Source organism: Nocardiopsis dassonvillei subsp. dassonvillei DSM 43111 (assembly GCF_000092985.1).
Lineage (GTDB): Bacteria > Actinomycetota > Actinomycetes > Streptosporangiales > Streptosporangiaceae > Nocardiopsis > Nocardiopsis dassonvillei.
Window position 1 is genome coordinate 2,121,344 of sequence record NC_014210.1, and the last position, 23,312, is coordinate 2,144,655.

15 protein-coding genes and 1 pseudogene are annotated in these 23,312 nt (G+C 70.3%); 6 read left to right on the plus strand and 10 right to left on the minus strand.

What is annotated here, in order from left to right; genetic code table 11:
- Window positions 1-3: 3 nt before the first annotated feature.
- The gene (locus tag NDAS_RS08650) at window positions 4-225 is read right to left on the minus strand and encodes an MbtH family protein (protein WP_013152778.1); all 222 of its coding nucleotides are present in this window, start codon (window positions 223-225) and stop codon (window positions 4-6) included.
- Between the two features lie 377 nt (window positions 226-602).
- On the opposite strand from NDAS_RS08650, the gene NDAS_RS08655 reads away from it, so the two are divergent.
- The 4 genes from NDAS_RS08655 (at window position 603) to NDAS_RS08670 (ending at window position 14,497) form a co-directional block, all read left to right on the plus strand.
- Entirely contained in the window at window positions 603-1,874 is a 1,272-nt protein-coding gene (locus tag NDAS_RS08655; protein ID WP_117199529.1) for an MFS transporter, read from the plus strand.
- A gap of 36 nt (window positions 1,875-1,910) precedes the next feature.
- On the plus strand, window positions 1,911-3,788 hold the full coding sequence (locus tag NDAS_RS08660) for a non-ribosomal peptide synthetase (protein WP_013152780.1): 1,878 nt from the start codon (window positions 1,911-1,913) through the stop codon (window positions 3,786-3,788).
- Between the two features lie 101 nt (window positions 3,789-3,889).
- Window positions 3,890-13,561 carry a non-ribosomal peptide synthetase gene (locus NDAS_RS08665; protein ID WP_013152781.1) on the plus strand — a complete coding sequence of 3,224 codons (9,672 nt, stop codon included), beginning with the start codon at window positions 3,890-3,892 and terminating at the stop codon, window positions 13,559-13,561.
- 114 nt (window positions 13,562-13,675) lie between these two features.
- The gene (locus NDAS_RS08670) at window positions 13,676-14,497 is read left to right on the plus strand and encodes a methyltransferase domain-containing protein (protein ID WP_232051653.1); all 822 of its coding nucleotides are present in this window, start codon (window positions 13,676-13,678) and stop codon (window positions 14,495-14,497) included.
- Window positions 14,498-14,663: 166 nt separating this feature from the next.
- On the opposite strand, the gene NDAS_RS08675 is transcribed toward NDAS_RS08670, so the two are convergent.
- The gene (locus NDAS_RS08675; protein ID WP_013152783.1) at window positions 14,664-15,290 is read right to left on the minus strand and encodes a MerR family transcriptional regulator; all 627 of its coding nucleotides are present in this window, start codon (window positions 15,288-15,290) and stop codon (window positions 14,664-14,666) included.
- Between the two features lie 75 nt (window positions 15,291-15,365).
- Between NDAS_RS08675 and NDAS_RS08680 the strand changes: the two genes are divergently transcribed.
- A complete protein-coding gene (locus NDAS_RS08680) occupies window positions 15,366-15,869 on the plus strand; it encodes a DUF4188 domain-containing protein (RefSeq protein WP_013152784.1) in 504 nt (167 codons plus the stop codon).
- Window positions 15,870-15,929: 60 nt separating this feature from the next.
- On the opposite strand, the gene NDAS_RS29650 is transcribed toward NDAS_RS08680, so the two are convergent.
- The 4 genes and pseudogenes from NDAS_RS29650 to NDAS_RS08695 all read right to left on the minus strand — a co-directional run bounded on the left by NDAS_RS29650 (window position 15,930) and on the right by NDAS_RS08695 (window position 19,369).
- Window positions 15,930-16,226 (minus strand): 3-deoxy-7-phosphoheptulonate synthase, encoded by a 297-nt coding sequence (locus NDAS_RS29650; protein WP_341873980.1) that lies wholly within the window; start codon window positions 16,224-16,226, stop codon window positions 15,930-15,932.
- Window positions 16,166-17,107 (minus strand): annotated as a pseudogene (locus NDAS_RS08685) (3-deoxy-7-phosphoheptulonate synthase); the annotation flags it as partial. The pseudogene NDAS_RS08685 and the gene NDAS_RS29650, both read right to left, overlap by 61 nt.
- A complete protein-coding gene (locus NDAS_RS08690) occupies window positions 17,059-18,675 on the minus strand; it encodes a (2,3-dihydroxybenzoyl)adenylate synthase (protein WP_013152786.1) in 1,617 nt (538 codons plus the stop codon). The gene NDAS_RS08690 and the pseudogene NDAS_RS08685, both read right to left, overlap by 49 nt.
- Before the next feature lie 46 nt (window positions 18,676-18,721).
- Entirely contained in the window at window positions 18,722-19,369 is a 648-nt protein-coding gene (locus NDAS_RS08695) for a pyridoxine/pyridoxamine 5'-phosphate oxidase (RefSeq protein ID WP_013152787.1), read from the minus strand.
- Between the two features lie 135 nt (window positions 19,370-19,504).
- Between NDAS_RS08695 and NDAS_RS08700 the strand changes: the two genes are divergently transcribed.
- Window positions 19,505-20,185 carry a methyltransferase domain-containing protein gene (locus NDAS_RS08700; protein WP_013152788.1) on the plus strand — a complete coding sequence of 227 codons (681 nt, stop codon included), beginning with the start codon at window positions 19,505-19,507 and terminating at the stop codon, window positions 20,183-20,185.
- Between the two features lie 30 nt (window positions 20,186-20,215).
- Here NDAS_RS08700 and NDAS_RS08705 read toward each other — a convergent pair whose 3' ends face one another.
- The 4 genes from NDAS_RS08705 to NDAS_RS08720 form a co-directional block, all read right to left on the minus strand.
- Window positions 20,216-20,974, minus strand: coding sequence for an ABC transporter permease (locus NDAS_RS08705; RefSeq protein WP_041552600.1), 759 nt, complete (start codon window positions 20,972-20,974; stop codon window positions 20,216-20,218).
- A complete protein-coding gene (locus NDAS_RS08710; RefSeq protein WP_013152790.1) occupies window positions 20,971-21,765 on the minus strand; it encodes an ABC transporter permease in 795 nt (264 codons plus the stop codon). Before NDAS_RS08710 ends, NDAS_RS08705 begins: the two co-directional genes overlap by 4 nt.
- The gene (locus NDAS_RS08715; protein ID WP_081461714.1) at window positions 21,762-22,715 is read right to left on the minus strand and encodes an ATP-binding cassette domain-containing protein; all 954 of its coding nucleotides are present in this window, start codon (window positions 22,713-22,715) and stop codon (window positions 21,762-21,764) included. Before NDAS_RS08715 ends, NDAS_RS08710 begins: the two co-directional genes overlap by 4 nt.
- A 205-nt stretch (window positions 22,716-22,920) precedes the next feature.
- On the minus strand, window positions 22,921-23,304 hold the full coding sequence (locus tag NDAS_RS08720; protein WP_013152792.1) for a nuclear transport factor 2 family protein: 384 nt from the start codon (window positions 23,302-23,304) through the stop codon (window positions 22,921-22,923).
- Window positions 23,305-23,312 lie beyond the last annotated feature (8 nt).

A 23,312-nucleotide genomic window follows, 5' to 3' on the forward strand; every position in this document is an offset into this window, starting at 1 on the left:
TTCTCAGTTCTTCTCGTCCGAGAGCATGGCGTCGACCAGGCTTTTGGGGCGCATGTCGGTCCAGTTCTCCTCGATGTAGGAGAGGCATTCGGAGCGCGGGGAACTCGGGACCCGGACTTCCCACCCTTCGGGGACGTCGGCGAAGGCGGGCCAGAGGGAGTGTTGGCCTTCTTCGTTGACGAGAACCAGGAAAGAGAGGTCCTCGTTGTCAAAGGGGTTGCCCATGGCGCTCTCCGGGGTGTGGTGGATGGTGAACGAGCCTTGCTCTGACGGCTTCGTGATGATTTGCCGGTGTCTAAGGAAGCGTAGGTAGACCCTCTCCGGAAGGACAAGGAGGGTATCGAGAAACTCCATGTCAGGAACCTGCCACGGCTCCCTCCGGGCGTTGATCAAGGTTTGACCTGCGAAAACGAAGGGGTGATCGGAAAGAGCGCCGGGTTGTCCGGTTGATGACAGGGAAAAAGCGCACTCGTGGAATATGCTTCGGACTGGCAAGCGGGTGACCAGCTGTTTTTCCTATGGCGGGTGCCCCGGCGGGAGGCGATCGGGAGCAGGGGAACCGCGTGGAAGACGAAGGACGAAAGGAAGCCGGGGCGCCGCCCGTGGACGTTCCGCTACGGCGGAACCGCAGGTTCCAGCTCCTGTGGGTGGGGTCGGCGTTCTCGTTCTTCGGGCTGGAGGTCTCCGAACTCGTCTACCCGCTGGTCGTCCTGGCCCTGACCGGTTCCCCCGCCTGGGCGGGCGCCTTCGGCGGCGTGCAGATGGTCGCCACGCTCCTCGCGGCCCTGCCCGCGGGGGAGCTCTGCGACAGGTACGACCGGCGCGCGCTCCTGCTCCTGGCGGAGGGCACCCGGGCGGCCGCCACGCTGAGCGTGGTGGCGGCACTCCTGTTCGCGACACTCACCCTGCCCCACCTGCTGGTCGTCGCGGCACTCCTCGGCCTGGTCACACCGCTGGGCGGCTCGGCGCGCATGCTCCTGGTCCGCGCCGTGGTGCCCAGGGAACAGCTCACCTCGGCCCTCACCCAGGAGGAGGTGCGCAGCAACGGCGCGGCCATGGCGGGTCCTCCGCTGGGCGGATTCCTGTACGCGGTGAGCATGGCGACGCCCTTCGTGTTCACCACGGTCACCTTCGTCCTCTCCGTCGTGTGCGTACTGTTCGTCCGCCCGGTCCCACCCCGGCCCGGGGGCTCCGAGGAGGACGCCGACGGATCGGCCTGGACCCGGATGCTGTCGGGCCTCAGGACGATGGCCGCCGCCACCGAGCTGCGCCGGGTCCTGCTCTTCACCGTCCTGATGAACGCGGTGAGCGCGCCCTTCCTCCTGATCTCGGTGGTGGTCCTGGAGGAACAGGGCGCGTCCTCCACGGTGATCGGTTTCGCCATGATGGGCCTGGCGGCGGGCGGCCTGGTCGGCGCCTTCCTGGTCAAGCCCCTGCACCGGCTGCTGCCCCCCGGCGGGGTCATGCTCGCGGTGGGCGGCAGCACCGTCCTCCTCATCGCGCTCTTCGCCGTCCCGTGGGGCCCCTGGTGGCTGGCCGCCCTCCTGTTCCTGCTCACCGTCGGCGTCCCGGCGATGCGGATCCTGGTCGACCTGCTGATCTTCCGTCAGGTGTCCGACGAGATCAGGGGAAGGGTGATCGCGGCGGCGATGACCCTCTACGGGGTGGGAGGCGCCGTCGGCATGGCCGGGGCCGGTCTGCTCCTGGAGTTCCTGCGGCCCGGCCACGCGGTCCTCACCCTGGCCGCCGTGCTCGCCGTGTGCGTGCTCCTCGCCTTCGCCCACCGGGGCTTCCGGACCATGGCGTGGCCCGTGGAGTCCGCTGACGGCGACGGTTCCCCGGAGAGGTCCACCAGCGAGGCCGACCCCAACTGACCAGGACACCAGCGGAGAGACGATCGGGGATTCATGATGGCGACCAACAGTGCGGTGAGCGGCCTGGAGGGGAAGACCTTCCTCGCCGGCCTTCTCGAACGCCAGGCCAGGAACCAGCCGGACGCGACCGGCCTCGTGTATGCGGGCCGCGCCCACACCTACGCCGACCTCAACGCGAGGGCCAACCGGCTCGCGCGTGCGCTCATCGACGCCGGGGTGGGGCCGGAGACGCGCGTGGCGGTGTCGATGCGGCGCTGCCCGGGTGCGATCGTCGCCCTCTTCGCCGTGCTCAAGGCGTGCGGCGTCTACCTTCCGATCGACGCCACCCACCCCCGAGAGCGCATCGGATACGTCCTGGCCGACAGCGCCCCGAAGGTCGCCGTCACCGATGACCGGGGCGCCGACGCCCTCGGCCGCCACGGTGTGCCGATGACGTTCCTGCGCCTGGGAGAGGACGGCGACACCGGCGGACACCCCGCCGACCACGACGTCCGCGACGAGGAGCGCCGGTCACCGCTGCGCCCCGACAACCTCGCGTACGTCATGTACACCTCCGGCTCCACGGGCAGACCCAAGGGCGTGCAGATCTCCCAGTCCAGCCTGGGCCTGTACAGCCGCCACTACGGCCGGTTCTTCGACGAGGTGGACGCCGGACGGCGCCTGCGCATCGCCCACACCGCCGCGCTGACCTTCGACGTCGGCTGGAACTCCGTCATCGGCTTGGCCGCGGGCCACGAGATGCACCTCTACGCGGAGGAGGACTACCGGGACGTCGATCGCTTCGTGCGGATCATGAGCCGACACCGACTCGACTGCGTCGTGTTCACCGCGTCCTACTGGGGGGCGCTGGTGCAGTCCGCGGAGTGGGGCAGGGGGGAGCACACGCCGCGGGTGCTGCTCTCCTGCGGGGAGGCGTTCCCGAACGCCCTCTGGCAGCGGCTCCGGGGGATCGAGGGAACCCGCGTGATGAACACCTACGGGCCGACCGAGGCCACCGTGGAGGCGGTGGCCACCGACACCGACGCCACCCCCCGCCCCACGCTGGGCACACCGATCCCGGACACGGGCATCCACGTCCTGGACGACGCGCTCGCGCCCGCGCCGACCGGGTCGCCCGGCGAGCTCTACATCACCGGCGCCCGCCTCGCCCGCGGGTACCTCAACCGACCCGGGCTGACCGCCGAGCGGTTCGTCGCCTCGCCGTTCGCCCCGGGAGAGCGCATGTACCGGACGGGTGACGTCGTCCGGCGGAACGACGTCGGCGATCTGGAGTTCCTCGGGCGCGTCGACGACCAGGTGAAGATCCGCGGCTTCCGTGTCGAGCCGGGGGAGGTCGAGGCGGTGCTCGCCTCCCACCCCGCCGTCTCCCGGGCCGCGGTCGTGGTGCGGGAGGACCGGGACGGGGCGCGCGGTCTCGTCGGCTACTTCGTCGTGGACGGTGGCGGCGTGGACGAGGCCGAACTGCGCCGGCACCTGGGCAGGGCACTGCCGGACTACATGGTGCCCTCCGCCCTGTTGAGGGTGGACGAGATGCCGCTCAACGCCAACGGCAAGCTCGACAGGGGAGCGCTCCCGGAGCCGACGAGGAACGCGGAGAGCGCGCCGGACCGGGCGGACACGGTCGAGGAGGTCCTCCTCCACATCCTTCGCGAGGTGCTGGAGGAACCCGGGCTCGGGCCCGGGGACCTCTTCACCGAACGCGGAGGCGACAGCATCCGGGCGTTCCGCGTGGTCACCCGGGCCCGGGACTCCGGAGTCGTGGTCTCCACGACCGACGTCCTCAGGCACCAGTCCGCGACGGCGATCGCAGGGGCGGCCACCGTGGACGCCGGGGCCGGGTCGGACGGGGCCGGGCCGACCACGCGTGTCCCGGACCGCGAGGTCAGCGAACTCCAGAAGGAACTCGGCCTGTGAACCCGCACCCGCGGTCCTGACGAGGAGACCGTCCGCCCCAGCCGCCCGGACGCGGTGAGAAACCCACCCCCCATCCCACCCCCACCCTGAGGTTGGTACCCATGGCCAAGCCCGCCGTCGAAGACATCGTCGCGCTCCTCCCGGCGCAGCAGGGGATCCTCTTCCACTCCCTCTACGACGAGGCCGACCGGTCGCAGTACACGCAGCAGGTGGCCGTCGACATGGACGGGCGCCTGGACGCGGAGCGGCTGCGCCGCGCGGCCCAGCGGCTCGTGGACCGGCACGCCGCCCTGCGCACGAGCTTCCACCAGAGGCGCGACGGGGAGACCGTCCAGGCCGTCAGGGAGACCGCCCCGGTCGCGTGGGCCGAACACGTGGTGGAGGGGGAGGACTTCGACGGGGAGTGCCGGGAGATCGTCGAGAAGGACCGCCGAGTCGCGTTCGACCTGGAGCAGGCACCGCTGGTCCGCTTCCTGCTCTTCTCCACCCCGGGGGGAGACGCCTGGCGCCTGGTCCTGAACCAGCACCACATCGTCGTCGACGGATGGTCCACCGACGTGCTCCTCGACGACCTGTTCACCCTCTACCAGGAGGGCCCGGACGCGCCCTCGCTGTCACCGGCGGCCCGCTTCTCCGACTACGCGCGGTGGTTCTCCGCGCAGGGGAGGGAGGAGAGCACCCGGCTGTGGCGTGAGGAACTCAGCGGGGTCGAGGGACCCACGCACCTGGACCTTCCGGGGGGAGAGGACGGGCCCGCGGCCTCCGACTCCGGGCAGGTGAGGTTCGAGGTCGACGCGAAGGTGTCGGTCGCCGTCGAGTCCCTGTGCGCCGAGCACCGGGTGACGGTCAGTACGTTCGTCCACGCGGCGCTGTCCGTTCTGCTGGCCAGGCTCATGGGGAGGTCGCAGGTGGTCTTCGGCGCCACCAGCCATGGACGCGACCCCCGCTTCGACGGTGTGGAGGGCATGGCGGGGCAGTTCGTGACGACGATGCCGGTGCGGGTGGACCTCACCGACGCCACCGCGTTCGGTGAGCTGCTCGGGGCGCTGCACCGCAGGCACCTGCGGCTGCTCGGCCACGAGGACCTCGGGCTCTTCGCCGCCCAGGAAGCGGCCGGGATCTCCGGTGAGCTGTTCAACGTGATGGTGACGTCCGAACAGTACGCGGGGGCGTTCCGGGGCGACGCGGTCGACGGGTTGCGCATCACGCGGCCGGAGGTGACGAACGCTTCCCACTACCCGCTGGTCCTCGCCTACCGGACCGGACCCGCGTTCGGGTTCGACCTGAACTTCCGGACCGATTCCTTCGACGAGGGCACGGTGCGGCTGATGGGCGAGCGTTTGCTGCGGGTGGTGGAGCAGGTGTGCGCCGATCCCGGATCGGCGGTCGGCGCGCTTGAGGTCCTGGTCCCGGGGGAGGGGGCCCGGTTGCGCGCCTGGGGCACGGGCCCGACCACCGCGCACACACCGGGCACCATCGTGGACTCCTTCCGCTCCCAGGCGGAGCGTTCCCCTCAGGCGGTGGCGGTCGAGTCGGGTTCGGAGCGGTTGTCGTATGCGGAGTTGGACGCGCGGTCGGATGTTTTCGCTGGTGTGTTGCGTGCGGCTGGTGTGGGGCGTGAGGTGTGTGTGCCGGTGGTGATGGGCCGGTCGGTGGATGTGTTGGTGGCTTTTCTGGGTGTGCTCAAGGCGGGTGGTGCGTATATGCCGTTGCACTCGGGGTTGCCGGTGGGTCGGGTGCGTGAGTTGGTGGGTGGGTCGGGGTCGCCGGTGGTGGTGGTCGATTCCGGGTTCGTGCGGGATGGGGCCTGGCCCTGGGGGGAGGGGGAAGGGCCCCAGCCGGTGGTCTGCGACCACACGGGGTTGGCGGCTCCCACGGTGACGGGCACGGACGCCGGTGGTGTGCGGCCTGGTCAGTTGGCGTATGTGATGTTCACGTCGGGGACCACGGGGGCTCCGAAGGGGATCGCGGTCACTCATCAGGGTGTGGTGGATCTGGCCACGGACACCTGTTGGGGTGTGGGCGCTGCCAGCAGGGTGTTGTTCCATGCTCCGCATGCTTTTGACGCGTCCACCTATGAGATCTGGGCCGCGTTGTTGTCGGGTGGGCGTGTGGTGGTGGCTCCTGCGGGTGAGGTGGACGCCGAGGCGCTCTCCCGGCTTATCCCTGTGCACGGGGTGACGCATCTGAGTTTGACCGCGGGCATGTTCCGGGTGGTGGCTGAGGAGTCGGTGGAGTCCTTGGCGGGGTTGGTGGAGGTCACTACCGGGGGTGATGTGGTTTCGGCTTCCGGTGTGGGTCGGGTGGTGGAGGCTTTTCCGGAGATGGTGGTGCGGACGACCTATGGTCCGACCGAGGTGACGTTGTGCGCCACGCAGGTGCCCTGGCGGGGTGGGGTGCGTCCGGGTGAGGTGGTCCCGTTGGGGTCGGGGCTGGACAACACGTCGGTGTTCGTTGTGGACGAGGGGTTGTCCCTGGTTCCGGCCGGGGTGGTGGGTGAGCTCTACATCTCTGGTGCGGGTCTGGCCCGGGGGTATGTCAACCAGCCCTCCCTGACCGCTTCACGGTTCGTGGCCTGTCCTTTCGCTGCTGGTGAGCGGATGTATCGCACCGGGGACCTGGTCCGCTGGACCAGTCGGGGCGAGCTGGTGTTCGTGGGCCGTTCCGACGACCAGGTCAAGGTGCGGGGTTTTCGTATCGAGTTGGGTGAGATCGAGGCCGCCACCACGGCTCTGGACGGGGTGGCTGACGCGGTGGCTTCGGTGCATCGGAGCGCGGACGGCGACAAGCGTCTGGTGGCCTATGTGGTGCCCGAACCGGGGTGTGAGGTGGACCCTGAGCGGGTGCGTGGTGATCTGGGTCGGGTGGTGCCGGAGTACATGGTGCCCTGGGCCGTGGTCGGGCTGGAGTCGTTGCCGTTGACGGTCAACGGCAAGGTCGACCGAACCGCACTGCCCGCACCCGAAGTGGCCTCGGGCCAGGGCCGCGCTCCGCGCAATCCGCGTGAGGAGGTCCTGTGCGGGCTGTTCGCCCAGGTGCTCGGTGTGGAGCGGGTCGGGATCGATGATGACTTCTTCGCTCTGGGCGGGCATTCGCTGTCGGCGACCCGGTTGATGGGGCGGGTGCGCTCGGTCCTGGGCGTGCGCGCGGGAGTACGGGCACTCTTCGAAGCTCCCACGGTGGCGGGGTTGTTGCCCCGGTTGGAGGGGTCGGGGGGTTCGGGTGAGCTGGTGGGGTTGTCGCGTGTGGGGCGGCGGCCTGGTGTGGTGCCGTTGTCGTTTGCTCAGCGTCGGTTGTGGTTTTTGTCGCGGTTGGAGGGTGCTTCGGCCACGTACAACATTCCGGTGGTGACGCGTGTGCGGGGGCCGGTGGATGTGGGTGCGTTGGGTGCGGCGCTCAATGACGTGGTGGGTCGGCATGAGGTGTTGCGGACGGTGTTCGCCGAGGTGAACGGTGAGCCGGTGCAGCGGGTGCTGGATGCCGACACCGGGGGGCGGGTGGAGCTGGGGGTCAGCGAGTGCGCTCCTGAGGATGTGGGCGCGGTCGTAGCTGATCACGCGGCTCACCTGTTCGACCTGGAACACGACATTCCTGTCCATGCGCACCTGGTGCGGGTGCTACCTGAGGCGGGTGCTGAACAGAAGCTCGCGGCGGGTGCTGAGCAGAAGGCCGATCCAGGTTCTAGCCAGGAGGCCGCGCCAGGTCCTGTTCAGGAGTGGGTGTTGGTGTTGGTGGTGCATCACATCGCGGGGGACGGGGCCTCGATGGGGCCGCTCTCCCGGGATCTGGGGCAGGCCTACCAGGCCCGGTGCGCTGGGCAGGTTCCTCGGTGGGAGGAGTTGCCGGTGCAGTACGTGGACTACGCGCTGTGGCAGCACGAGTTGTGGGGCAGCGACGATGAACCCACCGATCTGGCCCGGGAGCAGGTCGGGTTCTGGCGTCAGCACCTGGCCGGGGCTCCGGAGGAGCTGGTGTTGCCCACTGACCGGCCCCGCCCGGCTGTTTCCTCCTACCAGGGAGGACAGGTCAGCGTGCCCGCCACGGAAGGGACGCTGGGGCGGGTGCGTGAACTCGCCCGGGCCAGCGGCGCGACGGTGTTCATGGTCGCCCAAGCCGCGGTGGCCGCGGTGTTGAGCCGGTTGGGTGCGGGCACCGACATCGTGGTGGGCACGGTGGTGGAGGGGCGTGAGGATCCGGCGTTGGAGGACCTGGTGGGGTTCTTCGTCAACACCGTGGTGCTGCGCACCGACCTGAGCGGTGATCCGTCTTTCGCGGAGTTGTTGGGGCGGGTGCGGGAGGCGGATCTGGCGGCTTTCGATCACGCCCAGGTTCCCTTCGAGCGGGTGGTGGAAGCACTACGTCCCTCACGGTCGCTGGCCCGCCATCCCCTGTTCCAGGTGTCGGTGGCCTGGGAGGAGGACGGCGGGTATTCGGGTGTGGAGCTTCCCGGGGTGGAGGGTGTGTCGGTGCAGGTCGCTGAGGTGGCGGCCAAGTTCGATCTGTTCTTCGGGTTCGGGGTGGATGCCGCGGGTGGGTTGCGGGTGAGTGTGGTCTATTCCCGGGATCTGTTCGACCGGGCCAGCGCTCGTCTTTTGGGTGAGCGCCTGGTGCGGGTGGTGGAGCAGGTGTGCGCCGATCCGGGGGTGGCGGTCCGCGACCTGCACATCCTGGGACCTGAAGAGAAACACCAGATCCTCACCGAGTTCAACAACGCGCCGGGTATCGAGCCGCGAACCTTCCCCGCTCTCTTCGAGGAATGGGTCGCCCGCACTCCGCACGCTCCCGCGTTGGAGGGTGAGTCCCAACGGTTGTCGTATGCGGAGTTGGACGCGCGGTCCAATCGTGTGGCGCGGTGGTTGGTGGCGCGTGGGGTGGGTCCGGAAGTGCCCGTGGTGGTGTCGATGGGCCGGGGTGTGGGGCTGGTGGTGAGCCTGCTCGCGGTGATGAAGGCGGGTGGCGTGTATGTGCCCGTGGATCCGGATTATCCGTCTGCGCGTCAGCGGCACATCGTGTCCGGGACCGGGGCCCGCCTGGCGCTGGTCGATGGGACCGCCCACGTGCCGCCCGAGGGGATCGAGTCCGTCCTCCTCCAGGAGTTGGACCTGAGCGGGTATGGGTGCGGGCCCTTGAGCGACCGCGACCGTGTGTCTGCGTTGAGGTTGGCCAACACCGCCTATGTCATCCATACCTCGGGATCGACCGGTGTGCCCAAGGGGGTGGCCGTCACCCACACCGGAATCGACCGGCTGGTCAAACGCCACTCGATCGACCTGTCGGCGGGGCCGGGGAGTCGGATCATGCAGACCGCGTCGATCGGGTTCGACGGGTCGGTGTGGGAGATCGCGATGGGGCTGCTCACCGGTGGCTGTGTGGTGGTCGGTCGGCCGGAAGACCTACTGGACGCCAAGGGAGTGACGGGCGAGGCCGGGCGGATCACCCATCTGACGGTGACCCCCTCGATGCTCGCCGCGCTCCCCGACGACGGTCTGCCTCCGGGCGCGGTGGTGGTGACCGCGAGCGAAGCGGTCACCGAGCATGTCGTCCAGCGGTGGGCACGTGACCACAGGCTGGTCAATTCCTACGGTCCGACAGAAACGACGGTTTGTGCGAGTGGTACGGAGCTGCGGCCGGGTGAGCCGGTGACTATCGGTGGTCCGGTAGCGGGTACTCGGCTGTTCGTTCTGGATGAGGGGTTGTCCCTGGTCCCGGCCGGGGTGGTGGGCGAGCTCTACATCTCTGGTGCGGGTCTGGCCCGGGGGTATGTCAACCAGCCTTCCTTGACCGCTTCGCGGTTCGTGGCCTGTCCCTTCGCTGCTGGTGAGCGGATGTATCGCACCGGGGACCTGGTCCGCTGGACCCAGCGGGGCGAGTTGGTGTTCGTGGGCCGCTCCGACGACCAGGTCAAGGTGCGGGGTTTTCGTATCGAACTCGGTGAGATCGAGGCCGCCACCACGGCTCTGGACGGGGTAGCCGATGCGGTGGTTTCGGTGCATCAGAGCGCGGACGGCGACAAGCGCCTGGTGGCCTATGTGGTCCCCGAACCGGGCAGGGCGATCGATTCTGAGCGGGTGCGTGGTGATCTGGGTCGGGTGGTGCCGGAGTACATGGTGCCCTGGGCCGTGATGGCACTCGACGCACTGCCGTTGACGGTCAACGGCAAGGTCGACCGAACCGCACTGCCCGCACCCGAAGTGGCCTCGGGCCAGGGCCGTGCTCCGCGTAATCCGCGTGAGGAGGTCCTGTGCGGGCTGTTCGCCCAGGTGCTCGGTGTGGAGCGGGTCGGGATCGATGATGACTTCTTCGCTCTGGGCGGGCATTCGCTGTCGGCGACTCGGTTGATGGGGCGGGTGCGCTCGGTTCTGGGCGTGCGCGCGGGAGTACGGGTGTTGTTTGAGGCTCCGACGGTGGCGGGGTTGTTGCCGCGGTTGGAGGGGTCGGGGGGTTCGGGTGGGGTGGTGGGGTTGTCGCGTGTGGGGCGGCGGCCTGGTGTGGTGCCGTTGTCGTTTGCTCAGCGTCGGTTGTGGTTTTTGTCGCGGTTGGAGGGTGCTTCGGCCACGTACAACATTCCGGTGGTGACGCGTGTGCGGGGGCCGGTGGATGTGGGTGCGTTGGGTGCGGCGCTCAATGATGTGGTGGGTCGGCATGAGGTGTTGCGGACGGTGTTCGCCGAGGTGAACGGTGAGCCGGTGCAGCGGGTGTTGGAACCGGGCGCGGCCCGGGTGGGGTTGGGGGTGAGTGAGTGCGCTCCCGGTCGGGTGGGTGCGGTGGTGGCTGATCACGCGGCTCATCTGTTCGACCTGGAACACGACATTCCCGTCCATGCCCATCTGGTGCACGTGGTTCCGGGCGCCGATGGGTCTGGCGAGGAGGACGCCGTTCACGGGAGCGACCCGGTCGGAGCCTTCGCGGATGCCGCATCCCCTGCGGACACCGGGGCCGGGTGTGTGGCCGATGTCGGTGAGTGGGTGTTGGTGTTGGTGGTGCATCACATCGCGGGGGACGGGGCCTCGATGGGGCCGCTCTCCCGGGATCTGGGCCAGGCCTACCAAACCCGGTGCAGCGGTCAGACTCCCCGGTGGGAGGAGCTGCCGGTGCAGTACGTGGACTACGCCCTGTGGCAGCACGAGTTGTGGGGCAGCGACGATGAACCCACCGATCTGGCCCGGGAACAGGTCGAGTTCTGGCGTCAGCACCTGGCCGGGGCTCCGGAGGAGCTGGTGTTGCCCACCGACCGGCCCCGCCCGGCTGTTTCCTCCTACCAGGGAGGACAGGTCAGCGTGCCCGCCACGGAAGGGACGCTGGGGCGGGTGCGTGAACTCGCCCGGGCCAGCGGCGCGACGGTGTTCATGATCGCCCAAGCCGCGGTGGCCGCGGTGTTGAGCCGGTTGGGTGCGGGCACCGACATCGTGGTGGGCACGGTGGTGGAGGGGCGTGAGGATCCGGCGTTGGAGGACCTGGTGGGGTTCTTCGTCAACACCGTGGTGCTGCGCACCGACCTCAGCGGCGACCCGTCCTTCTCCGAGTTGTTGGGGCGGGTGCGGGAGGCGGATCTGGCGGCTTTCGATCACGCCCAGGTTCCCTTCGAGCGGGTGGTGGAAGCACTACGTCCCTCACGGTCGCTGGCCCGCCATCCCCTGTTCCAGGTGTCGGTGGCCTGGGAGGAGGACGGCGGGTACTCGGGTGTGGAGCTTCCCGGGGTGGAGGGTGTGTCGGTGCAGGTCGCTGAGGTGGCGGCCAAGTTCGATCTGTTCTTCGGGTTCGGGGTGGATGCCGCGGGCGGGTTGCGGGTGAGTGTGGTCTATTCCCGGGATCTGTTCGACCAGGCCAGCGCCCGTCTTTTGGGTGAGCGCCTGGTGCGGGTGGTGGAGCAGGTGTGCGCGGACCCGGACGTGGCGGTCCGCGACCTGCACATCCTGGGCACAGACGAACACGACCGGCTACACGCCTGGGGCACGGGCCCGACCACCGCGCACACACCGGGCACCATCGTGGACTCCTTCCGCTCCCAGGCGGAGCACTCGTCCCAGGCGGTGGCGGTCGAGTCGGGTTCGGAGCGGTTGTCGTATGCGGAGTTGGACGCGCGGTCGGATGTTTTCGCTGGTGTGTTGCGTGCGGCTGGTGTGGGGCGTGAGGTGTGTGTGCCGGTGGTGATGGGCCGGTCGGTGGATGTGTTGGTGGCTTTTCTGGGTGTGCTCAAGGCGGGTGGTGCGTATATGCCGTTGCACTCGGGGTTGCCGGTGGGTCGGGTGCGTGAGTTGGTGGGTGGGTCGGGGTCGCCGGTGGTGGTGGTCGATTCCGGGTTCGTGCGGGATGGGGCCTGGCCCTGGGGGGAGGGGGAGGGGCCCCAGCTGGTGGTCTGCGACCACACCGCACCTGTTCCGGAGGTGTCGGAGGCGGACTCCGGCCTCGGGGACAGAGGCCATGCCTTCCCCGACCAGTTGGCGTATGTGATGTTCACGTCGGGGACCACGGGGGCTCCGAAGGGGATCGCGGTCACTCATCAGGGTGTGGTGGATCTGGCCACGGACACCTGTTGGGGTGTGGGCGCTGCCAGCAGGGTGTTGTTCCATGCTCCGCATGCTTTTGACGCGTCCACCTATGAGATCTGGGCCGCGTTGTTGTCGGGTGGGCGTGTGGTGGTGGCTCCTGCGGGTGAGGTGGACGCCGAGGCGCTCTCCCGGCTTATCCCTGTGCACGGGGTGACGCATCTGAGTTTGACCGCGGGCATGTTCCGGGTGGTGGCTGAGGAGTCGGTGGAGTCCTTGGCGGGGTTGGTGGAGGTCACTACCGGGGGTGATGTGGTTTCGGCTTCCGGTGTGGGTCGGGTGGTGGAGGCTTTTCCGGAGATGGTGGTGCGGACGACCTATGGTCCGACCGAGGTGACGTTGTGCGCCACGCAGGTGCCCTGGCGGGGTGGGGTGCGTCCGGGTGAGGTGGTCCCGTTGGGGTCGGGGCTGGACAACACGTCGGTGTTCGTTGTGGACGAGGGGTTGTCCCTGGTTCCGGCCGGGGTGGTGGGTGAGCTCTACATCTCTGGTGCGGGTCTGGCCCGGGGGTATGTCAACCAGCCCTCCCTGACCGCTTCACGGTTCGTGGCCTGTCCTTTCGCTGCTGGTGAGCGGATGTATCGCACCGGGGACCTGGTCCGCTGGACCAGTCGGGGCGAGCTGGTGTTCGTGGGCCGTTCCGACGACCAGGTCAAGGTGCGGGGTTTTCGTATCGAGTTGGGTGAGATCGAGGCCGCCACCACGGCTCTGGACGGGGTGGCTGACGCGGTGGCTTCGGTGCATCGGAGCGCGGACGGCGACAAGCGTCTGGTGGCCTATGTGGTGCCCGAACCGGGGTGTGAGGTGGACCCTGAGCGGGTGCGTGGTGATCTGGGTCGGGTGGTGCCGGAGTACATGGTGCCCTGGGCCGTGGTCGGGCTGGAGTCGTTGCCGTTGACGGTCAACGGCAAGGTCGACCGAACCGCACTGCCCGCACCCGAAGTGGCCTCGGGCCAGGGCCGCGCTCCGCGCAATCCGCGTGAGGAGGTCCTGTGCGGGCTGTTCGCCCAGGTGCTCGGTGTGGAGCGGGTCGGGATCGATGATGACTTCTTCGCTCTGGGCGGGCATTCGCTGTCCGCGACCCGGTTGATGGGTCGGGTCCGCTCGGTTCTGGGCGTGCGCGCGGGAGTGCGTGCACTCTTCGAAGCTCCCACGGTGGCGGGGTTGCTTCCCCTGCTGGACGAATCCGGGCCCGAGCAGCCCAGCCTGCTGAAGAAGCGCCGATAGGGAAAGGGCGATCCTCCTCCGGGAGAAGCGTTCTCGGAATGCCGTTTCTCTCCTGCTCATGTGCGAACGGCTGTGCATTTCACTGTATTTTCCATGGACAATGGGGAGTGGGATTTGAAAACTCTGCCGACCCTGGTCAAGGGTGACGAGCTACTTCTTGACGATTCACTCGAAGACGTCTACGAGGCTTCTCGGGACATCTCGAAGTACCTGCTGATGCACTACGGGTCCCTGGAGGACGTCTTCGGGGAGCGCGACCATCCCCTGGCCATGGCGCACGGGTATCCGCAGCGCCTGTCGCGGGTGCTCCAGCTCGCCGCTTCGCGGACGGAGACGAGGGTCCTTCGAGCCCTGGACGTCGGATGCAGCGTGGGAGGGGTCTCCCACGCGTTGAGCGGCTGGGTCGAGGAACAGGTGCTCGGACTCGACGTGAGCGCACGCTCGATCGATGTGGCCTCCTCGTTGACCCTGCATGGCGGGGGGACCTTCGGCGTCATCCAACAGGGCCCGTTCAGCCAGGAGGTCACCTTCCGGGTCCGGGACGAATCGGAGCGCTGCGAGGTGGGTTTCCAGGTCGGCGACGCCTGCGACCTGGACGGCCTGGGCTCCTTTGACGTGGTGGTCCTGTCCAACGTCCTGGACCGGGTGCCGGACCCCGGCGGCTGCCTGGACCAGTTCCTCACCGAGGGCGGCCCGTTGAACAGCGGCGGCCTGCTCGCGGTCGCCTGCCCCTGGTCCTGGTATCCGGAGTTCAGCAAGCCGGAGAAGTGGTTCGGGTCCCCCGACGGCTCGATGTCCAGCGAGGACCACCTCAAGGAGAGGCTGAAGGCCGGATTCTCCCTGGTGCACGAGGGGGACGAGCCCGCCGTGCTGCGCCAGAACCCCCGGGAGTACGACTACTTCAACGCGCACGTGACGGTCTGGAAGAAGTTCTGAACGGTGCTCCGACGTCGGACGGCACCCTGAGCCCGGGTCGTCGGGAACCGTTCCCGGCGACCCGCGGGCGACCCGCGGATTCCGTTGGTCGGCGGAATTCCACACCGCTGTGGGAAAACGGTGTGTGGAGCGGCCGTTCGCTGATCCGTCCGGTTTCCTGCCCGCGTCAGCCGTTGCCGTGCTGGTCTTTCGGGGGGAAACGCCGGACCGCGGTGATCTGTTCGGCCATGCGGCGGAGGGCGAGAAGGAGGGGTTCGGCCAGCGCCGTGCCCAGCACCACGTACCGAACCGCCTCTTCGGGATCGTCGACCGGAATGTCGGAGACCTCGGCTGCCGCGATGGTCTCCACGGCCCTGAGGTACGCGGTCATGACGTTCGGGGAGATCTCGAACCCGGCCCGGCGCAGGGCGTCGAGGGACCTCGCGACGTCCTCCAGGCACTCACGCTCACACATCCCCGGCTGCCATCCGAGCCGTTCGGCCAGCCGCTCGGCGTCGGCGAGGTCGATCCCGCCCTCGCTCCGGGGTAGGGCCGCGGCGTGTGCGGCACCGATCAGATCGGACACGTTCTCCGGCGGGTCGTCCAGGGTGGCGATGACCTTCCGTGCTCCGGCCACGCTCACTCCGGCGTCGATCAGCGCGCGAACGACCCTGAGGCGGTGGAGGTGGATGTCCCCGTAGGTCGCCCGGGTCGCCGACGTTCGCACTCCCTCCGGCAGCAGGCCCTCTCGCAGGTAGTACTTGACCGTCGTCACGGGCACACCGGACTTCGCCGACAGTTCCGCCATGAGCATCGTGGCACCCCCTTGCTTTGGAGAGTAGCGCTATCTACTATTCGATAGTGTCACTATCTAGTAGAGGGAGCGGCAATGGCCAAGGTTGTCCCGGGACGGGTCACGCACCAGTACGCGGGGGAGCTGGTGGTGTTCCACATCGGTGCGACGTTCAACCACTGGTGGCGGCCGGACCTCTGGTTCACCGTCGAGTCCGCCATGCGGCGGATGCTGCGCGAGCTCTCCGAGGACCCGGACTCCGGCATGCTCGGCTACGACATGCTGTTCAACCACCGCGGGCCGTACATCGTGCAGTACTGGTCCTCGGTCGACAAGCTCTACGACTACGCCTCCGACCGGTCGTTGAGCCACCGGCCGGCGTGGACGGAGTTCAACGCCATGGTGAGGAAGAACCCCGACGCGATCGGGATCTGGCACGAGACCTTCGTCGTCGAGCGGGCCGAGAGCATGTACGTCGGGACCCCTCCCATGGGGCTGCCGGGGGCCACCGGGATCCGGCCCGTGGAGAAGCGGCACCACCGGGCCCGCGCGCGCCTGGCGGACGGGGCCACCGTGCCGGCGGAGAATCCGGTGGAATGACGCCCGACCGCCCGAGCCGGTCGGGATTCGTCGACCTCCCGGGCACGGACGCCCGCCGCCCTAGCCTCGCAGCAGGTCCCCGAACCCGGCTACCGCCCGCAGGGCCTGGCGGGGGTTGAGCCGGGGGTCGCACGCCGAGCGGTACCGCCGGGATCCCCGCGCGCGCAGGTCGGACAGCTCCGCGCACTCCAGCACGTCGTCGGGGGTGATCTCCAGGTGCAGCCCCGCCGGGGGACCCGGTGCGAGCGCAGCACGCGGACGAAGTCCTCGATCTCCGACAGGACGTTCTCGACCAGGCGCAGCTTGCGGCCGTCCGCCCAGCGCTGGGTGTTGGCGTGCAGCGGGTCGCACAGCCACAGGACGGGCGCGCCCCGCCGCAGCGTCTCGGACACCAGGTCCGGCAGGTGCCGACGCACCCGCGACGCGCCCAGGCGCACGATGAAGGACAGGTGGCCGGGGACGCCCTCGGGGTTGAGCGCGCGGCTGAGCCGGACCGCGTCCTCGGGGGTGGCGCCGGGGCCGAGCTTGACCCCGACGGGGTTGGCCAGGCGTGCGGCGAAGGCCACGTGCGGACCGGCCGGGTCGCGGGTGCGGTCGCCGATCCAGAGGGTGTGCGCGGAGCAGGAGTGGCGTCCGCGGACCAGGGGTTCCTCGTAGTCCAGGAGCAGGGCCTCGTGTGAGGTGAACACCCGGGGCTCCCCGGCCGCGCGCACCGCCTCCAGCACCTGCCGGGAGTGGTGGAGGGCGCGCAGCATCCGGAGCGGGTCGGCGGCGCGGGCCCGCGGGTCGGGGGCGTCGTCGTTGACGGCGTCGCCCCGGTAGCTGGGCAGCACGGTGCCGTCCGCCGTCTCCTCCCAGGGGGAGGAGCGGGGTTTGGCGTACTGGCCCGCGATGCGTCCGACGGTGACGACCTCGGCGCCGCCGCGGCGGCCCAGGAGGGCGGCGAGGTCGCGCAGCTGGGCCAACCGCTGCGCCGTGCGCGACGGCGTGGCCTCGGCGAAGCGCTCGGCGCACTCCCCGGCCTGGAGGACGACCGCGTCGCCGCGTGCGGCGCGGGCGTAGCGTTCGCCGAGGTCGCGGACCTCCTCCCCGGTGACCAGGGCGGGGGCCAGCGCGAGGGAGCGGCGCACACGGTCCAGGAGGCCGGGGTCGGTTCCGGCGGGGAAGGCCGGGTCCGCCACCCCGGCGCTCACCGGGTCCCCCGGTCCGCGGCTTCCTCCAGGCCGCGGCGCAGCCATTCCTTGTCCACCTTGCCGACCCTGGTCAGCGGGAGCTCCGCCACGTTCTCGATCCGGTCGGGGACCTTGAAGGCGGCCAGCCCCAGCGAGCGCAGGTGCCGGGAGACCTCCTCGGAGGAGGGCGGCGGCCCCGAGCAGACGAGGAAGGCGCAGGAGGCCTCGCCCAGGAGGGGGTCGGGCACGGACACGACCGCGCAGGAGCGGACGGACGGAAGGGCCGTGAGGGCGTCCTCGACCTCGGCCGCGGCGATCTTGTCGCCCGCCCGGTTGATGACGTCCTTGGTCCTGCCCTCCACGACCAGGTGGCCGTAGCTGGTCAGGCGGGCCAGGTCTCCGGTGCGCAGGAAGCCGTCCGGGGTGAAGGCGGCGGCGTTGGCCTCCTCGGCCCGGTAGTAGCCCCGGATCGTGTAGGGGCCGCGGACCTGGAGGCGTCCGGTGGTGCACGCGGGCAGGGGGCGGTCGTCCTCGTCCACCACGCGCACCTCGTCGGCCGGTGACAGGGGGCGGCCCTGCGTGGTGGTGCGCATGCCGAAGGAGTCGTCGGGACCGGACTGGCTGAGGATGCCCTCGCCCATGCCGAAGGACTGCTGGACGCGGCACCCCAGGGCGAGTTCGGTCTCGGCGACGTCGTCGGCCGAGGCCCTGCTGCCGCCGACCTGGACCAGCCGCAGGGTGGAGAGGTCGCGGTGGGTGAGGTCCGCGGCCTCCGTCCACAGCGCGGCCAGGGAGGGCACCAGGGCGGTGACGGTCACGCCCTCCTCCTCGACCAGGGCGAAGGCGTCCTCGGCGTCCGCGCTGTCGCTGAGCACGACCGTGGCGCCGCGGGAGAGGGCGCCGAGCACCCCGGGGCAGCCGAGGGCGTAGTTGTGCGAGGCGGGCAGGACGCACAGGTAGACGTCGTCGGGGGTGAGTCCGGCGTTGTCGGAGGTGATGCGGACGTTGTAGGCGTAGTCGTCGTGGGTCCGCGGGATGAGCTTGGACCGGCCGGTGGTGCCGCCCGAGAGCAGGAAGAGGGCGACCTCCCCCGGGTCGGTCGCGGCCGCCGGAGCCGGCGGGCCGGTCACGTCGGCCAGGCGGGTGAAGGCGCCCGGGTCCCCGTCGACGATGACGTCCAGGCCGCCCCCGGCGTCCGCCCGTACCCGCGCGGCCTCCTCCCGGTGGTCGTGGCCGCGGTGCCGGTCCGGGACGAGGTGGGCGACCGCCTCCGAGACCCGGCACAGCTCCAGCAGCTCGGCGCGGCGGTGGGAGGTGAGCGCCAGGACGGGGATGGCGCCGATCCTCAGCAGCGCGCACAGGGCGGTCACGAACTCGGCGGTGTTGGGCAGCTGCACCAGGACCCGGTCGCCGCCGCCCAGCCCGCGCTGCCGCAGGCCCCCGGCCGTGCGGGCGACCCGCTCGTGCAGTTCCCGGTAGGTCCAGCGCCGGGAGCCGCAGACCAGCGCGGTGCGCTCCGGGTGCGCGGAGCACCAGGTGTCGAAGAGTTCGGCCAGGGACCGGCCGAGCCAGTACCCCTCCCGCCGGTACCGTCGGGCGAACTCCTCCGGCCAGGGGACGCATCCCTCGAGCACGGCCGTCTCCTTCCTCGGGGCCGGTGCGTCCGGCCCCGCCGGGTCGTCAGGGGGACATCCACTCGGTGGTCCAGGGGGCCCCGGCCCCCGGACGCCGGTAGAGCACGCGGTCGTGGACCTCGTCGCTGCGGCCCTGCCAGAACTCGACGCTGTCGGGGACCAGGCGCAGTCCGCCCCAGAATTCGGGGCGCGGGACCTCCTGGCCCTCGAAGCGCCCGGCCACCTCGGTCAGGCGCTCGTGGACGGACCCGCGTCCGGCCAGGGGGCTGCGCTGGTCGGTGGACCAGGCGAGCACCTGCACCGGTCGGGGCAGGGAGGCGAACCGGTCGTCGGAGTCCAGGGGGGACAGGCGCTCCACCACTCCGCCGACGCGCACCTGCCTGGCCAGCTCCAGCCAGCCGAAGCACAGTTCCGCGCGGGGGTGGACGGCCAGGTCCGTGCTCTTGCGGCTGGTGTAGGCGGTGAAGAGGACGAAACCGTGGTCCACGTGGGCGAGGTCGATCCAGCGGGCGGAGGGCCGGTGCCGGTCGTCGGTGGTGGCCAGGACCGCCGCCGCCGGGTCGTGGGGGTCCGTGGCGCGCCAGTCGTCGTGCCAGGCGGAGAACAGGTCCAGGGGCGAGTCGGGCAGCGCGTCGGCGTCCAGACCGGTCCGCCGCAGAGCAGCGCGCCGCTGGGCGATGGCCGTGTCCGTCATGGCTTCCTTTCCGGGGGCGCCGAACGGGTTTTTCGAGGCGGCCCGTTCCTACATGTCGCTTATATATGGACTTGTTCCACAGTAAAGCATATTATGGTGCGCGCCGGAAGTGTCCGACGGAAAAGGAGGAGCGCCATGCGCGGCCCCGGAAGAACGGTGGACCTGCTCAGGGAGAGGCACGCGGCCATTGAGGAACCCGTCGAATTCGAACTGCTCGGGCGCCGCTGGCACGCGCTCCCGGGGGTCTACGCGCCCCACCTGACCACCTCCGCCGCGCTGTACTCCGCCTGGGTCCCCTTCCCGGTCAACGGGGCGTTCTGCGAGGTCGGATGCGGTACGGGCTACCTCTCGGTGCTGGCCGCGCTCAGCGGATGCGCCACCGTCACGGCCACGGACATCAGCCCGGAGGCCGCGGAGAACACCCGGATGAACGCACGCGAACACGGTGTGGAAAGCAGGGTGCACGTCTACTGCGGCGACATGTTCGAAGCCGTTCCCGAGGGCGTTCTCCACGATGTCGTCTTCTGGAACTCCAATTTCCTCAGCGCCGCCCCGGAGGGTGGTGTGAAAAACGGTTTCGACCGTTCCCTGTTCGATCCCGAATACGCCTCGCACCGCGCTTTCATGCAGAACGCGGAGAGGGTGCTGGCCCCCTCGGGCCGCCTCCTGCTGGGGTTCACCGACCTCGGTGACGCCGACCTGCTGGAGTCGGTGGCCGCCGACTGCGGCTGGCGCACGGTCCCGCTGCGGCGGCACCTGGGCCGTTACCCCGAGGGGTCGGTCCTCTTCGAGCTGCGCGAACTGGTCCGGCTCTGATCCTCCTCCTCACGTGGGGGCCCGGGCCGCTCAGGCCCGGCGCCGCAGGGACCGTAGGGCCAGAGGCACCAGCAGGGCCGTGGCCGCGGCGAACCACAGGGCGCTGACCGCCAGGGGGGCGGCCACCGGCCCGCCCGCCGACAGCCCCATCAGGACCTCGTGGGTGCTCGACATCGGGTTGAGCCGGATGACCGGCTGGGCTGCCGGCGGGAACGCCTTCAGCGGGACCAGCCCCGACGACAGCAGGAGCAGCAGGGTGATGGGCGAGGTGAGCGCGCCCGACACCGCCTGCTCGCTCCGGGCGCGCAGCGCCACCACCAGCGCCAGCCACAGGAACATCCAGGCGAAGGCCATGACCACGCCGAAGAAGGCGAGCGCGGCCCAGAACCCGGCGGTGAAGCGGAACCCGAACAGGTACGCCGCGGCCACCGTCACCACCGCCACGGTCAGCAGCCGTGCCAGGTCGCCCAGAAGCCGACCGGCCAGCAGCGCCGGACGCGACAGCGGCATGGTGTACAGCCGGTCGAGGAACCCGGTGCGCACGTCGGAGTGGTACCCGACCCCGGTGCCGACACAGGCGTAGGCCGTGCCGAACAGCACGATGGCCGGGGCCAGCCGCGCGATGTAGGACTCGCCCGTGGCACCCGAGACGACCTCGCCGAAGATCACCAGGAGGGTGACGAGCAGGATGAGGGGGAACCCGAAGGCGTCCCCGAGCAGTTGCGGGCTGCGCAGGAACCTGCGCAGTCCCCGGCCCGCGAGCAGGGCGCTGTCGTAGAGCACGGTCACACCGCCTTCCGGAAGGAGCGGACGGCCGCCCACGAGAAGACGGCGCCCAGCGCGGCCGTCCACACCAGGGCCGGCGCCACGGCCCCGGCCACGCCCTCGCCGGTGGCGAGCGCGCGCAGCGCGTCGATGACCACCGAGACCGGCGAGGCGGCGATGACCGGTTCGAGCCAGCCGGGGAAGGCCTCGGCCGGTACGAACGCCGTGGACAGCATCAGCAGGGGCAGGTAGACGAGGTTGAGGACGGCCGACACCGACTCGGGGTCGCGTGAGGCCAGCCCGACGGCGCTGGTCCCCGCGGTCAGCACCAGCCCGAACAGCACCGCGAGCGCGACGAAGCCGAGCGCGGCGGGCACTCCGCCCCCGAACCGGAAACCGGCGACGAACCCGCACAGCAGGATGACCGCCACGGAGACCAGGGCCCAGACGGTGTCCGCCAGGAAGCGTCCGACCAGCAGGGCGCCCCGGTTGACCGGCATGGAGCGGTAACGGGCGATGAGGCCGTCGCGCCGGTCGGCGGCGAGCATCGGCGCCGCGCTGTTGGCCACCGAGAACATCCACTGCACGATGATCGCGGGCGGCAGGAACTGGGCGTAGTCGACGCCCTGCTGGCCGAGCAGCCTGCCGAAGAGCAGCAGGAAGCCGAAGACGAAGACGGCCGGGAACACCCCCAGGGTCACCAGGGCGCCCGCGTCGGCCCGGGCGCGGATGTTGCGCCCGGCCGTGGCCGCCCCCTGGGCCAGGAGGTTGCCCAGTCCCCGCTCCGTCGCGGCCGCGGTCGGTGGAGCGCTCACCGCGATCCCTCCCCGGTTCCGCCGGCGGGCGCCTCCGCGTCCCGGGCCGGGCCGCCGGTGGACGCCTGCGCGCCCTCGGGCGGGTTTCCGGTCAGGTGGAGGAAGACCTCGTCCAGGGTGGGTCTGCGCAGGCTGAGCACCTCGGGTTCGATCCCCGCCCCGTCCAGGGCGCGGGCCAGGCGGGCCACCGTGCCCGCGTCCGGCGCCGGGACGACCAGCGCGCCGTCCTCCTCCTGGACCCCGGCCGCCTCCGAGCGCAGCAGCTCCCGGGCGCGCCCGCGGTCCTCCGGGGGGACCCGCACCTCGCACACCGATCCGCCGACCCGCGCCTTGAGCTGCTCCGGGGAGCCCTCGGCGACGAGTCCTCCCCGGTCCACGACCACGACGCGGTCGGCGAGCCGGTCCGCCTCCTCCAGGTACTGGGTGGTGAGCAGGACGGTGGTGCCCGCGTCGCGGCGCTCGCGCACCGCGTTCCACAGGTCGCCGCGCGTGCGGGGGTCGAGGCCGGTGGTGGGCTCGTCCAGGACCAGGACCGGCCGTTCCACGATGAGGCTGGCGGCCAGGTCCAGACGCCGCCGCATCCCGCCCGAGTAGGAGCCCACGGAGGCGTCCGCGGCGTCGGACAGGCCGAACCGGTCGAGCAGCTCCCCGACCCTGGCCCTGGCCCTCGCCCGGGGCAGCCGCAGCAGCCGGGCGAAGAGCATCAGGTTGGCCCGGCCGGTCAGGACCTCGTCGACCGCGGCGAACTGGCCGGTGAGGGCGAGGGAGGAGCGCACCCCGGCGGGGTCGGTGCGCACGTCGTGTCCGTCGACGACCGCCGTCCCGCGGTCCGGGACGAGCAGCGTGGAGAGGCAGTGGACGAGCGTGGTCTTTCCGGCGCCGTTGGGTCCGAGGAGCGCGGTCACCGTTCCGGGGGGCACGTCGAAGGTGACCCCGTCGAGCGCGGTCACCTTTCCGAACGTCTTTCCGATTTCCTCGACCCGTATTCCCTGGACACCCACTCGGTGGTCGCCTCCTTGCGTTCTCTGGTGAACCCGTCACGCCCTTTTCCCCCGCGGCGGGGGCTGCCATGATGCCACAGCCGAAGCCTCGCGAAGAAAGGGTCGCGAAAGGCGGATCGCCGCCGGGACGGCGACCCGCCGCGGGTGGCGCCGATCAGGACGAGACGGGCGTCTGCTGGTGGAACAGCAGCCGCCAGGCCCCGTCCCTGCGGGCGTAGACGCTGGTCATGTACAGGCGGTAGACCATGTCGCGGCCGGTGACCTCCGCGGTGGCCCGGTAGGTCAGGACCGCGCTGTCGTCGGTGATGCGCACCAGTTTCGGATTTTCGAGGGTGAATCCGACGAACGGGCTGTCATTGGCCTCGATCTCCGCCACGAGGTCCTGTCCGGTTCCGACGCCGTCGTGTTCGACGACGACGGTGTCATCGGTGACCATTTCCCGGTAGAAGTCCGCGTTCGCGCTGGAGATCGCCTCCCATCCGCGGTGCTCCAGGTCGAACAGTTCCTTGAGCAGGGTGTCGGCGGTGTTGTCGGACATCGTTCTCT